The organism is Paenibacillus sp. FSL H3-0310, assembly GCF_038002785.1.
Classification (GTDB): domain Bacteria; phylum Bacillota; class Bacilli; order Paenibacillales; family Paenibacillaceae; genus Paenibacillus_AQ; species Paenibacillus_AQ odorifer.
In genome coordinates this window covers 366,359-379,620 of the sequence record NZ_JBBODC010000002.1, presented here as the reverse complement: position 1 = coordinate 379,620, position 13,262 = coordinate 366,359, and the positions used below count along the sequence as shown (strand labels likewise).

At 47.8% G+C, this 13,262-nt stretch carries 10 protein-coding genes; 8 read left to right on the top strand and 2 right to left on the bottom strand.

The window, feature by feature from the left end; translation table 11 throughout:
* The first annotated feature begins 159 nt into the window (after positions 1–159).
* Positions 160–1,536, top strand: a complete 1,377-nt coding sequence (locus MHH63_RS21120) for an MATE family efflux transporter (RefSeq protein ID WP_076277871.1) — start codon at positions 160–162, stop codon at positions 1,534–1,536.
* Here the strand turns inward: MHH63_RS21120 and MHH63_RS21115 are convergent, their stop codons facing one another.
* On the bottom strand, positions 1,537–2,577 hold the full coding sequence (locus tag MHH63_RS21115) for an alpha/beta hydrolase (RefSeq protein WP_139329954.1): 1,041 nt from the start codon (positions 2,575–2,577) through the stop codon (positions 1,537–1,539). It abuts the gene before it with no gap.
* A 296-nt stretch (positions 2,578–2,873) separates the two neighbouring features.
* On the opposite strand from MHH63_RS21115, the gene MHH63_RS21110 reads away from it, so the two are divergent.
* Entirely contained in the window at positions 2,874–3,617 is a 744-nt protein-coding gene (locus MHH63_RS21110; RefSeq protein ID WP_036676839.1) for an IclR family transcriptional regulator, read from the top strand.
* Positions 3,618–5,039: 1,422 nt separating this feature from the next.
* Here MHH63_RS21110 and acnA read toward each other — a convergent pair.
* On the bottom strand, positions 5,040–7,781 hold the full coding sequence (gene acnA / locus MHH63_RS21105) for an aconitate hydratase AcnA (protein ID WP_038568617.1): 2,742 nt from the start codon (positions 7,779–7,781) through the stop codon (positions 5,040–5,042).
* Positions 7,782–8,234: 453 nt separating this feature from the next.
* Between acnA and MHH63_RS21100 the strand changes: the two genes are divergently transcribed.
* The 6 genes from MHH63_RS21100 to MHH63_RS21075 all read left to right on the top strand — a co-directional run bounded on the left by MHH63_RS21100 (position 8,235) and on the right by MHH63_RS21075 (position 13,180).
* Entirely contained in the window at positions 8,235–9,266 is a 1,032-nt protein-coding gene (locus MHH63_RS21100) for an amidase domain-containing protein (RefSeq protein ID WP_081383524.1), read from the top strand.
* Positions 9,267–9,286: 20 nt separating this feature from the next.
* Positions 9,287–10,378 carry a D-alanine--D-alanine ligase gene (locus tag MHH63_RS21095; RefSeq protein ID WP_076130522.1) on the top strand — a complete coding sequence of 364 codons (1,092 nt, stop codon included), beginning with the start codon at positions 9,287–9,289 and terminating at the stop codon, positions 10,376–10,378.
* A gap of 45 nt (positions 10,379–10,423) precedes the next feature.
* A complete protein-coding gene (locus MHH63_RS21090; RefSeq protein ID WP_036679853.1) occupies positions 10,424–10,741 on the top strand; it encodes a hypothetical protein in 318 nt (105 codons plus the stop codon).
* Positions 10,738–11,745 (top strand): UV DNA damage repair endonuclease UvsE, encoded by a 1,008-nt coding sequence (gene uvsE / locus MHH63_RS21085; protein WP_036679855.1) that lies wholly within the window; start codon positions 10,738–10,740, stop codon positions 11,743–11,745. Before MHH63_RS21090 ends, uvsE begins: the two co-directional genes overlap by 4 nt.
* Before the next feature lie 268 nt (positions 11,746–12,013).
* Positions 12,014–12,898, top strand: a complete 885-nt coding sequence (locus MHH63_RS21080) for an inositol monophosphatase family protein (protein ID WP_036679857.1) — start codon at positions 12,014–12,016, stop codon at positions 12,896–12,898.
* A gap of 15 nt (positions 12,899–12,913) precedes the next feature.
* Positions 12,914–13,180, top strand: coding sequence for a hypothetical protein (locus MHH63_RS21075; protein WP_076130524.1), 267 nt, complete (start codon positions 12,914–12,916; stop codon positions 13,178–13,180).
* The last annotated feature ends 82 nt before the right edge of the window (positions 13,181–13,262 follow it).

The window sequence follows — 13,262 nt, the reverse complement described above, 5'->3', positions numbered from 1 at the left end:
TGACAACCGTTTGATATGGTGAAATAATACAGGAAAATAAAGGCAATGATACCGAAAGGTACAACCTCGCGAAAAGGAGGGTGTACCTTTTTTTGTCGTGTGGCCGATTAATGAAATCCTATGGGGTAGTAGAAAAACTTTGAGAAATGAGATGAGGGTATGAACAAGCTTGAGAAGAAGCAATTTTATAATCAGCTGTTAAAATTAGCGGTACCGATATCCCTCCAAAGTCTAGTCATGGCGGTGCTGTATTTAGTAGATCAATTGATGGTAGGGCAGCTTGGGGGTGTAGCAATCGCTTCGGTTGGGATGGCTAGTAAAATCTATAGCGTGATTTCAGTGGTACTGGCGGGTCTTGCTACGGGTCTTGCTATATACGCGGCTCAATATTGGGGGAGTAAAGACCGAAAGAGCATCACACCACTACTGGGATTAAGTCTTGGAATTGGCCTGATCTTGTCGGGTTCATTTACGATATTTGTTTTTTTCAACCCTCGGCTATGTCTGTCTATTTTTACAACGGATAAAGAAGTGTTGGAGAATGGGTACATTTTTCTGAAAATCGTTGCCCTCAGTTATATTCCAACGATGTTGACGATGCTCTATTCGGCGGTTCTACGAAGTTCAGGACATGTAAAGTATCCAATGATTGTTAGCATAGCTGCTGTAGGAATGAATATTATTTTAAACTATGCGCTTATTTTTGGGCATTGGGGATTTCCAGAGCTTGGACTTGCAGGTGCGGCATATGCAACGTTAATCTCACGTATAGTCGAAAGTGCTTTGATTGTCGGAGCCGTATATCGTGGAAAGCTGCCGGGTGCCGGAGGTATTAAGGAACTCAGTTCGTTTTCGAAAGCGCTGTGCATACCTTTTTTAAGAACGATAGCACCTATTGTTTTAACGGAATTGGTTTGGGTCTTAGGGGAGGCTTGTTATTCCGTAATATATAGCCGTATGGGCACAGCAGAGATGACCGCTATGACAGTGACCTTTCCGCTGCAGGGGTTGACGATTGGGCTTCTGGCAGGGCTTTCTGGTGCAGCTGGCATTATGGTCGGACATAAGCTGGGAGAGAATAATAATGCAGGTGCTTTTCAGTATGCTCGTTTTTTTGTTCGAATAGGAGTAGGGATTTCATTGCTGCTTGGTGTTCTTATTGCTGTTCTTGCCCCGCTCTACGTCTCAGCCTTTAACTTAACAGTGGAAGAGCGACGAATGGCCACTTCCGTTATCTGCTTTTTTGCTCTTTTTTTATGGATAAAGGTGGGCAATATGATGATTGCGGGAGGGATCCTGCAGAGTGGTGGCGATAGTAAATTCGTCTTTATTATGGAAGCCTCCACAACTTGGTTGCTTGGGGTGCCTCTAGGGCTACTGTTGTCATGGGGATGGAAACAGCCTCTTCCCTGGGTATACTTCTTTCTGTCCCTGGAAGAGGCTGTTCGATTGGTTATAGGTTACGTGCGTTTTCGCCGTGGTAAATGGTTGAAGCAGCTGACCCATCAGGGGACAGAGGCGGATTGTAGTGCTTAACTAGTTACTTGCCATCGCCGGCTGATTGCCATTGTAGGTTTTGGCTAGTTGAACATTTCCTAAGAAAGCAGAGACTCGCCGCAAATACTCACGCGGGTGCTCACGGAATAGCAATTCATGATGGCTGCCCTCTACGACCCAGGAATCTGAGAACGGATTGCTTTGGTTCGCGGCCAGCTTTTCGGCAATAGGATAAGGAGCTTTATCATCTTCGGTTCCATGCATGAGTAGAATAGGGAAAGGATAATCTTCGGATTTGACCTTCGCATAAGGAATTTGATTCAGCCCCGTACCATTTAGAACTGGGAACAGCATTTCCATAATCGCCAGGGAAGGCTGGCGGGGCAGATCAATATTTTGCTTAATATTATGATACAGCGTATCTGGCTCTAACAAAAAGGTGCTGTCCAGAATCATCGCGTCAATGTCCTCTGATACTAATCCTGTTTGCAGTGCTGTGCCTGCTCCCATGGAGAAGCCCCATACCACTAACTCCTCAGCTCCACGTTCTTTAGCAAAATCAATAGCTCCTAGAAGCTGCTGGGATTCTTTTTTACCTCCGGTTGCAATATCCTTGTTGCCTTGGGCAGCAAAGCCGTAATCAAACATCACGACATTGAAATTCAGACTGTGTGCATAGTGAGCGAGATCGTACATAGGTACCCAAGATTCTTCCCGGTTGGCGCCATAGCCATGGCTGAACACGATAGTTTTGGTAGCCCCTTCGGAGGGAATATACCAGCCGCTCATCATCCGACTTCCATCTTTAGCTGGAAACGTCACATCCTCGTATGCTAGACCTTTGGCCTGCATGGGATTGGAATACAGAGGTGCGACCGTTGGATTAGATAATACCCAGGCGATATAGCCATGAAGTGAGACAAAGCAGAAGGCTAAGAAGAAAAAAATAGATAATAGCAGTGCAACGATAATATGCTTCACACGAATCATCCGCAGCGATAGCCGGGACGAACTGCCTTGTTTAGGTAGTTTAGGTCGACGGGAGACGGTTGTGCCGGTTTGGCGAGTTGCCAGATCCATATGGTCCCCTCCTAAGAATGATGTGAGTACTAGTGCCTAGAAGAATTTGTAAAAATGATTCTAAAGCATCAGTAGATAATTTAATATGTTAATCGTATGAAAAAGCCCTTACAAAGTCAATGAATTAGATGCTTTTGTAATGTAACTGTAAAGTGCGGCCCAACCTTTTCCGGCACATTTTTGGCACAACTCCGGCGGAGTGAATATACTGGACTTTCCATAGAGTTTTGCACTAAGATAGAGTTAGTTATAATGTAACCGAGTTTCATTTGATGAAACACGAGGGGGAGATTGTCATGGAGGACCGAAAGCTTACAGTGCGTGCGGTAGAACGTGCGCTTGATATATTGCTTTGTTTTACGCAGGACAGAGATTTAGGGTTGACGGAGATCGCTTCAAAGATTGATTTACATAAAAGTACCGTCCATCGGCTGCTGGCAACCTTGGAGGAAAAGGGCTTCCTCATTCGTAATCCGGCCACTGAGAAATATAGTTTGGGTATACGAATTTGGGAATTGTCTACGCATTTGCCTGCTTTTGATGAGTCGGCCGCGGTATTATTGCCGTCAATGGAACGACTGCGGGATCGGTTAGGGGAGACCGTTAGTTTATACTTACGCGACGGCATAGAACGTGTGCGGATTCAGGCGGTTCAGAGCCAGCAGGCCATCCGGCGAGTGGCGCAGATCGGTGCGAGATTGCCTTTATCTGTGGGCGCATCAAGTAAAGTGCTGGCAGCCTATGCTCCTCCAGAGGTGCTGAAAGAATTGCTGGAGAGTTCGGGATGGCCGGACTACGTTGAGAAGGATGTCTATCAAGAGCAGCTTAATGACATTATCCGGCTCGGATATGCCACTAGTTTCGAGGAACGCGAGCCCGGCGCGGCCGCGGTGGCGGTGCCTGTTACGGGCCGCAGTGGAAATGTGATTGCGGCGTTATCACTGTCCGGCCCAGTTAGTCGCCTATCCCGAGATACGCTAGTGGAATATGCCGCGGTACTGAAGGAAGCGGCTAGTGAAATGGGCATGATGATTCCTTAATTCGCTGGCTGAGACATACCTTGTTAAACAGCGAAGCAGCGATCTCTCCGTTACTGGAGGATCGCTGCTTTGCTGTTTTGGGGAGGGACTAGCCTATTGTGGGTAAGTGGCAGGAAACGATGGGTAACTGATGGATAATTGCTGGCTGACTGATGAGTGACTGATGGGTGACTGATGGGTGACTGATGGGTGACTGATGGGTGACTGATGAGTGAGTGATGGATAATTGATGGGTAACTGATGGGTAATCAACAGCTAACTGACGGCTAGCTAATGGCTAGCTAATGGCTAACGGCTCCCCTACCTTGCGTTGGTTTGGTGAGCTTCAGTGAATATACGTTTCTTTGGAAGCCTCAGTAACTCGTAATGCTGAGGCTCGAGCGTTTGAACCCCGGGTCTAGATAGGCAGAGGGACGGAGGGGCGGGAGGGTAGAGAATCCACCGCGAACCTACAAGCCAACGAGCCAACGAACCCACGAACCCACGAGTTAATGAACTCACGAACCCACGAACCCACGAACCCACGAACCCACGAACCCACGAACCCACGAACCCAAGTATCTCATAACTCGTACACAAGTAATCTCGGGTTGATAATTAGATATTCCCTGAGGCTTCCGGACTCAGAAGACGCTATTTGCCCATTTAAAGCCTTTTTGGCAGAGTTTCGGACCCCAGTGCAGCTATTCGGCAAAAATGGGCTCCTGTAGCGTGTTTTTCATGTCAATAGCGACTATGGAGTCCGATCGCACGCCATAAGTCGGATAATAGAGCGTATAGGGTCATCTGAGTCCGATAGCGCGGAATCCTAAGTGTCCCCTGAGACGTGCGGACTCAGGGGACGCTATTTGCGAATAGACAGCCAGTTTGGCGTAGTTTCGGACTCCAATGCAGCTATTCGACCAAAACGGGAATCTTTAGTATGTTTTTTATGCCAATAGCGACTATGGAGTCCGATCGCACGCCAAAAGTTGGATAATCGAGCGTATAGGGTCATCTGGGTCCGATAGCGCCGAATTCTAAGCGTCCCCTGAGACGTGCGGACTCAGGGGACGCTATTTGCGAATTTACAGCCAGTTTGGCGTAGTTTCGGACCCCAGTGCAGCTATTCGACCAAAACGGGAACCTTTAGTATGTTTTTCATGCCAATAGCGACTATGGAGTCCGACCCCGCGCCAAAAGTCGGATAATCGAGCGAATAGAGTCATCTGAGTCCGATAGCATGGAATCCTAGGCGTCCCCTGAGGCGCGCGGAATCCTAAATGTCCCCTGAGCCTCACGCAGCAATGGTGAAGATCCCAAAGACAACAGACAGTGGCACCCCACCCGCCACAAATTGGCTGCTGGAACGACTCCATAAAAAAGGGACTGCTCACAGCCACTCATGGCCGTGAAACAGTCCCTTTTTAAGTTACTTTAAATCTATTCTACCGACACCGCGGAAGAGTCTGTAGCATCTGCCAGCATCTGGCGAAGAACAGTCTGCAGGATACCGCCGTTGCGATAGTAATCAATATCGACTGTACTGTCGAGTCGTGCAATGACAGGGAAATCGAATTGTGTGCCGTCTTCACGGGTAGCCGTGACAGTTAGCTCTTGACTTGGTGCCACGTTGTTATCGAGACCAGTAATGTTGAAGGTCTCGCGTCCGGTCAGTCCCAAGCTGCTCCAGCCGTGGCCTTCTTGGAATTGAAGAGGGAGTACACCCATACCGACCAGATTGCTGCGGTGAATCCGCTCAAAACTCTCAGCGATAACTGCTTTAACGCCAAGTAGAAGCGTACCCTTAGCCGCCCAGTCACGTGAGCTTCCTGTACCGTACTCCTTACCAGCGATGACAATCAGATTTTGTCCAGCATCCTGATAGAGCATGGAAGCATCATAGATGGACATAACCTCGTCGCTTGGCAAGAAGGTAGTAACGCCGCCTTCTGTACCAGGAGCTACTGCGTTACGAATCCGAATGTTAGCGAACGTACCGCGCATCATGACTTCGTGGTTTCCGCGGCGTGAGCCGTAGGAGTTGAAGTCTGCACGTTCTACACCATGATCGCGCAAATATTCGCCAGCAGGACCAGAGGTAGAGATATTACCCGCTGGTGAGATATGGTCGGTTGTCACGGAATCAGCAAGCAGCGCTAGAACGCGTGCATCTTTGATATCCTTAATGTCTCCTAGACCGTCTGCCAGATGTTCGAAGAATGGCGGATTCTGGATGTACGTGGAATTATCATCCCACTCATACAGCTCGCCTTGCGGAACAGGAATCGAATTCCAACGTTCATTAGCGGTGAATACATTTTCGTATTTGCTACGGAACATCTCCGGACTAAGGGAGAGACCAATGGCTTCACGAATTTCAGCAGTGGTTGGCCAGATATCTTTCAGGAATACTGGCTCACCTTGCGGATCAAATCCAAGTGGCTCAGTTTGCAAATCGATATTTACTGTACCAGCCAGTGCGTAAGCAACTACGAGCGGCGGTGAAGCCAAGTAGTTTGCTTTTACCTGAGCATGTACGCGGCCTTCAAAGTTCCGGTTACCGGAGATGACTGCGGCTACGGTCATGTCATTGTCAGTAATGGCTTGACTAACTTCTTCAGGCAATGGACCGGAGTTACCGATACAAGTGGCACAGCCATAACCAGCCAAGTAGAAGCCCAGTGCTTCGAGTGGTTTCAGCAAGTCTGCTTTTTGCAGGTATTCAGTAACCACCAAGGATCCTGGAGTCAAGCTGCTCTTAACGTAAGCTGGTTTGGTCAGACCACGTTCCACAGCTTTTTTCGCCAAAAGACCTGCTCCAAGCATAACGCTTGGGTTGGAAGTATTCGTACAGCTAGTAATAGCTGCGATTACGACTGCACCTGTGCTGAGCTTGCTAGTAGTATCGTTTTTGTGCTGTACTTCTACGACTTGAGCGATTTTCTCATCGCTGAGACCATAACCGCCTTTGTCTACAGGTGTACGGATAATGCCTTCGAAATTTTCCTTCATATGCGTAAGTTCGATCCGGTCTTGCGGACGTTTTGGTCCAGCCAAGCTAGGAACGACAGAAGCTAAGTCAAGCTCAATCACATCGCTGAACTCAGGGTCTGGCGTATCCGAGGTACGGAACATCCCTTGTGCTTTGTAATAAGATTCAACCAACGCCACCAAATCATCCGGACGACCCGTACTGCGAAGATAAGCGAGTGTCTCGTCATCTACAGGGAAGAAACCGATAGTTGCTCCGTATTCTGGCGCCATGTTGGCAACAGTTGCCCGGTCAGCCAGACTGATGTTAGCAAGGCCAGGTCCGTAGAATTCGACGAATTTGCCGACTACGCCCTTTTTACGCAACATTTCAGTTACTGTCAGTGCCAAATCCGTTGCTGTAGCTCCTTCGATAAGGCTGCCTGTAAGCTTGAAGCCCACTACATCAGGTGTAACAAAATAGAGCGGTTGTCCAAGCATTCCTGCTTCAGCCTCAATACCGCCTACACCCCAGCCCACAACACCCAGACCATTGATCATCGTGGTATGGGAATCCGTTCCTACAAGGGAATCTGGATAAACGACAGTTTCACCATCGATAGTTTTAGTAGTGGCAACGGAAGCTAAATACTCTAGATTTACCTGGTGCACGATACCTGTTGCTGGTGGAACTGCACGGAAGTTGTTAAAAGCTGTCTGTGCCCAACGAAGGAAACGGTAACGCTCCTCGTTGCGTTCGAACTCAACGTTCATATTGTATTCCAAGGCGTCTGCTGTACCGAAAGCATCAACCATGACAGAGTGGTCAATTACAAGGTCAACCGGGACAAGCGGATTGATCTGTTTAGGATCTCCTCCGGCTTTTTTTACAGTATCACGCATAGCTGCGAGATCCACGACTACCGGAACTCCGGTGAAATCCTGAAGCACGATACGAGCAGGGATAAATGGAATTTCTTTATTACGGTCAATGTCACCTGACCAATCGGCCAGTTGTTTCACATGTTCTTCAGTAATTGCCCGTCCGTCAAACTGACGTACAGCAGCCTCTAGTAGGACTTTGATCGAAAAAGGCAGGGAAGAAATAGAGCCCAATCCTTGTTCCTCAAGGGACTTCAGATCATAATAGCGATAAGATTTGCCGCCTGATTCTAGGGTCCGAGCCAATGAAAAATGATCCTTGCTTGGCATATATGCGCCTCCTTGTTTCGTCTAATGAAACCCAATTTCAAATTGCTTCTAGCTTAATTATAACGGTTACAAAGTGGGGAGTAAAGTTTTTTTTCCTACATCTAAAGCCCGAATTATGCCTGAGAAAATGCCAAGCTACCCTTCCATTGTTATATTGTATCGTTTCGGGATATTCTTTTTACCTCAAAAAGAGCCATTTAAAGGAGATAATTCGAAAGAATTCACCGGAATCCTTGGTTTTACTTAATTATTAGGCGAAATACACGCTGAATTTCTCTTCCTCAGTCATTAGGTGATAGGGTCCTCATTGTCGATGTTGGATTGAGATGTCGGACTTGGGGTTAGAGTTTTTGCCTGAAACATCCTTAACTATTCAACCGATCTGTATAGCGGCCTGTTTCCTTTCATATACATAGAACAGCAGTTAAAAGGGAAAGAAGGGGCGCGAGTATAATGGAACAACAGTGGAAGCAAAGTCTTTATGTATATGTTGATCAAGTAAATAAGGCCAGGGTGGAGCCTAAGTCATCATCGCATACCGTTTCCGTATCCGTTAAAGATCCGCGTTTTCTGGTAGAACAAGGGGAGCGTTCAAGACGTCTTGCGGAGTGGTATAAAGAACGTGGGATAACTCCTTTGCGCGGAGAGACAGGGGTTAAGACTTTGCGGACCGTCCGGCAGACTCCGACCGAGGTAGTAGCAGAGGTTACACTGCATAGTGCGCTTTATTATGAAAAAGGCGGCGTTAACCACCGCGAGGATATTATCGAGCTGGAGCGGCTGACCTTTGTAAGGGACGGTGGGGGCTGGGAGATTGCTGGTGTGGAACGAAGTGTCCCTGAAAGAAATACGGTTCATCGGGCAGAGGTAGAGCTATCGGGCAGACTATCCAAATGGGGAGAGGCTTTGCCGGCACCGCTGCCATCACAGCCCCTGCTTAACCGGAATGTTCTCGGAGAAATTGCGGGTTCAAGAGAGGTTCGTTATAACCGTGAAGAAGCTGTGGCGTATGCCGGCCGCTGGTGGAAAGACGGCAATCCGGAGTTCGAAACCTTCGAGGTGGATTGCACAAATTATGTCTCCCAATGTCTCTTTGCAGGGGGAGCACCTATCAACTATACTGGTAAAAGAGAAACGGGCTGGTGGTACAAAGGTTACCAAGGCAAACAAGAATGGTGGAGCTATAGCTGGGCTGTATCAGACAGTCTGCAACGCTATTTGAGCGGAAGTCGGAGCAGTGGCTTGCGTGCGGAAGTCATGGAGCGGCCGGAGCAATTGATGCTGGGCGATATCATTCAATATGACTGGGATGGCAACGGGCAGTATCAGCACAGCACAATCGTCACAGCTTTTGATGCAGGAGGCATGCCGCTTGTGAATGCACGTACCGTTAGCAGCCGTCATCGGTATTGGGATTATCGTGATTCCTACGCATGGACTGATCAAACGAAATACCGTTTTTTTCATATTAACGACTACTTATAGTACAGAAAGAGGTTAAGGGAATGGGGAACGCAAAACTAACCGTAGGGCTGGTGTACGGGGGCAAATCAGGAGAACATGAGGTATCGCTACAGACGGCTTTTGCCGTGATGAACTCATTTGATTATGATAAATATGAGATTATACCTTTTTACATTTCAAAACAGGGATTGTGGAAGGTTGGAGAGAAGTTATCAGCGCCTTACAGCCAAGTGGAGCAGCTCAAGCTTGCAGAAGCGACCGAAGATATGGGCACAGCCCTGAACGTGGTATTTAGTGGATTATCCGGTGCTGACCAAACAGTGGACGTAATGTTCCCGCTGCTGCACGGCACGTATGGTGAGGACGGAACGATTCAAGGGTTGTTCGAAATGGCGAATATTCCTTACATCGGTGCTGGTGTTCTTGCCTCTTCGGCAGGTATGGATAAGGTGGTCATGAAGAAGCTGTTCGCTGATGCCGGTCTGGATCAATGCGAGTTTTGTTATTTCAACATCAGCGCTTGGAAAAGAAAACGTCATGAGTTGATTGTTGGTGTAGAGGATAAACTGGGGTATCCGGTATTCGTGAAGCCTGCCAATCTAGGCTCAAGTGTAGGTATTTCTAAGGCTGCCGATAAGGATAGTCTTGTAAAAGCCATTGATTTTGCTTTCCGCTATGATACCAAAGTTATTATTGAGGAGTTTGTGGATGCGCGTGAGGTAGAGGTTGGCGTGCTTGGAAATGATGAACCAGAAGCCTCTGTTCCGGGTGAAATCGTTTCTTCTGGTGAATATTATGATTACGCAGCCAAATATACGGACGGCAAATCGCAAATGATGATTCCTGCACCAGTGGATTCTGAAGTGGCCGATCGTTTGCGGGAGTCCGCGATAGTTGCTTTTCGAGCGATTGAGGGCAGTGGAATTACCCGGGCAGACTTCTTCTTGCGAAAATCAGATGGTAAAATTCTAATTAACGAAGTGAACACGATGCCTGGTTTCACTCCTTACAGCATGTATCCGCTATTGTGGCGTGAGACGGGTGTATCTTATAGAGCTCTGTTAGACCGAATGATTGAGTTAGCCTTGGAGCGCTATAATTTTAAACAAGGTCTTAAGTACGACAACGAGTAATAGAAGCTATAGCGGGAATATCCCGACTGGAAGGAGAGAAGAAACATGGGTTTTCAAACAGAATTCAACTCCGTCTGCAAATTCAAGAGTGAACAAGAGCTGTACGAGCTGCTGGAATATGGGCGCACCAAAATGGTGAAACAAGGCTTTCGTGTGTATCCGACGGGCCAAAAGGTTATTGCTTACACCCCTGAGAACGTAGCTGTAGCCATTGTCAAAATTTCAGCCTCGATTGCAGAGATTAATTTTCAAGGGCATGAGGTTACCGCGGTCGAGATGGAGCTTGTGCGAAAGCTGAATGAAGAAGAGTCCAGAGTGCAGACGGCTTTGGCTGAGGAAATGTTTTTTGGAGCACAGGGATGATTGTCCGCTTCGGATATGTAGCGATGTCCACCGTTATCAAAGACTGCTCCCCATCTAAGACAATGACGATGGCCTCTTTTAAGAAGCTGGATGACCGTGAAGCGGCACTTCGGCGTTTGGAGAACATCGCTAGAATGAATCTGCATAATACGCTGCGGTTGATGAAGCATAATGTGGCTTCGGACATCATGGTGTACCGCCTCACTTCCAAAATCATTCCTCTGGCGACGCATCCGGATTTGCAGGACTGGAATCCGTTTGCGGCGCTCGCCGAGGAATTTGCGGAAGTGGGCCAATATGTGAAAAAGCACGGGCTGCGTGTTTCTTTTCATCCAGATCACTTTACAGTACTTAGTACACCCCGTCCGGAGGTGCTGATAAACTCCGTACGGGATTTGCAGTACCATGTGGACATGCTGGTTGCTATGGGGCTTCCTGCCATGGCGAAGAACAATATCCATATTGGCGGAGCTTATGGGGACAAGCCTGTAGCGGCGAAGCGATTCGAGGAGCATTTCCGCGCGCTGCCGGCAGCGCTGCAGGAGCGTATAACGCTGGAGAATGACGATAAGACATTTACAGCTCCGGAGACACTGGCAGTCAGTCAGAGCGTAGGATTACCGATGGTGCTGGATATTCACCACCAATGGGTGAATAATGAAGGAGAGCTCCCTTGGGAGCTGTGGCCTGACATTTTGCAGACATGGCGAAGCGAGCTAGCACAGAAGGACGTTCCTTCTGGAGAGCTTTTGCCGCCTAAGATTCATGTATCCAGTCCGCGCAGCCCGTCTGATCCGCGCAGCCATGCGGATGGCGTGGAACCTGCGCCTTTGCTGGCTTTTCTGAAACGTATTGCCGCAGATACGCCTGCTGTCGATGTTATGATTGAGGCGAAACTAAAAGATGGCGCGTTATTTGGATTGATGGAGGCTATGAAGGAGCTGGCTGAGGCCGGTAACGGAATTTCCTTATTAAATGGGGCAAGCGTGAATATTGAACCTTAAACAATGAAAATAAGGAGATAGGTCCCGAATACGGGTCCTATCATGACTTGATATGTAACTTGAAATAGGGTACGTTGAATGAAACTTTAATCGCTTATCGTCTTTATATGGACCTGGGGCATTTATGCTCGCAGGTGAGAATTGGGTCCTCTTTTGGCGGAACTTTGGGAACTTGGGGAACGTTTTGACGTATTGCACGGTATTGTGAATAGGATTGCTTTAGAATTAAAGCCATTGGCGATTATGTTCAAGAAAGTGGAGTGAAGATATGAGTCCTTTAAATCCAGAGGGTAAGAATGAACGTGAACCCTATGTAGTAACAAGCAAGGGACATACGGCGGTGGCCATTAATGCGGCTGCCAAAGCAGGAGAATGGATAAAGAGCAGACAGGGTCTCGTGAAGGAGCTGAATACAAAAACTTCAGCACAAGATCTGGTTACGGAAGTTGATAAAGGCGTTGAGCAAATGATTCGCAGGCTGATCCTGACACATTTTCCCGACCATGCCATTCTCGGGGAAGAAGGGGTTTCCCCGGGAGCAGCAGCGGCTACCGCTGCATTGGAAGAAGCTCGTGAGCATGAATATTTGTGGATTGTAGATCCTGTAGATGGTACGACTAATTTCGTACACGGATTTCCTTTTTACTGTGTCTCCATAGCATTGGTGATTCGCGGTGAACTAACTGTAGGCGTTATTTATGATCCGACTCGTGATGAAATGTTCGTCGCTGAAAAAGGAAAGGGAGCTTACATGCACGGTGTCCCTACCTCGGTCTCTACGGAGACTGATTTTGGGGACAGCCTGATTGCTATGGGCTTTCCGCCGGATCGTGAGTTTGCACAACCTGTGAATATGGCCGGACTGCAAAGTATTCTTCCGCAGATTCGTGGTATTCGTGCCGGAGGCGCGGCTGCTCTACATTTAGCTTATGTGGCGGCAGGCCGTGTAGATGGCTATTGGGAAGTGGGCTTAAGCCCTTGGGACTGTGCAGCAGGAGTACTGCTTGTACTTGAATCAGGAGGCAAGATTACGGATACCCTAGGACGTTCATATGATATTGGTACACGCCATGTAGTAGCAAGTAATGGCCACATTCACGAATATTTGGTTTCGTCACTGAAGAATGCTGAAGCAACAGGATATAAGCTTTAGGGAGGACGATACAGCATGAGTGAGAAGGATGATTTGGAACGCAAGCTGAGCGAAATGTTGGTAGATGGTGAGATGGAACAAGGCGATCGTACGGCTAAGGAAATCCGGGAAATCTCACCTAAATATGAAATTCGTATTCAGACTACGCTCGATCCTATTGTGGAAGAAACATTACGTTATCGTAAGATTGGATATGAGCTGGATGACCGTTATGATAAATATCTGGAGCGTGCAGGGCAGAAGTTAGAGTCAGATGAAGATTCAGACAATAATAGCCAGTGATTTGCGAGGGCGGTTTCCTGAATATAGGAGGCCGCTCTTTTGCGTTGCTATCCTGGGATGGTAGAATGGAATTAGAACAATT

Excerpts from the sequence above, each read along its gene's own strand:
- MHH63_RS21100 (WP_081383524.1), top strand. The coding sequence starts at position 8,235 with ATGGAACAACAGTGGAAGCAAAGTCTTTATGTATATGTTGATCAAGTA.
- MHH63_RS21110 (WP_036676839.1), top strand. The coding sequence starts at position 2,874 with ATGGAGGACCGAAAGCTTACAGTGCGTGCGGTAGAACGTGCGCTTGAT.
- MHH63_RS21120 (WP_076277871.1), top strand. The coding sequence starts at position 160 with ATGAACAAGCTTGAGAAGAAGCAATTTTATAATCAGCTGTTAAAATTA.
- MHH63_RS21090 (WP_036679853.1), top strand. The coding sequence starts at position 10,424 with ATGGGTTTTCAAACAGAATTCAACTCCGTCTGCAAATTCAAGAGTGAA.
- MHH63_RS21080 (WP_036679857.1), top strand. The coding sequence starts at position 12,014 with ATGAGTCCTTTAAATCCAGAGGGTAAGAATGAACGTGAACCCTATGTA.
- uvsE (WP_036679855.1), top strand. The coding sequence starts at position 10,738 with ATGATTGTCCGCTTCGGATATGTAGCGATGTCCACCGTTATCAAAGAC.
- MHH63_RS21115 (WP_139329954.1), bottom strand. The coding sequence starts at position 2,577 with ATGGATCTGGCAACTCGCCAAACCGGCACAACCGTCTCCCGTCGACCT.
- acnA (WP_038568617.1), bottom strand. The coding sequence starts at position 7,781 with ATGCCAAGCAAGGATCATTTTTCATTGGCTCGGACCCTAGAATCAGGC.
- MHH63_RS21075 (WP_076130524.1), top strand. The coding sequence starts at position 12,914 with ATGAGTGAGAAGGATGATTTGGAACGCAAGCTGAGCGAAATGTTGGTA.
- MHH63_RS21095 (WP_076130522.1), top strand. The coding sequence starts at position 9,287 with ATGGGGAACGCAAAACTAACCGTAGGGCTGGTGTACGGGGGCAAATCA.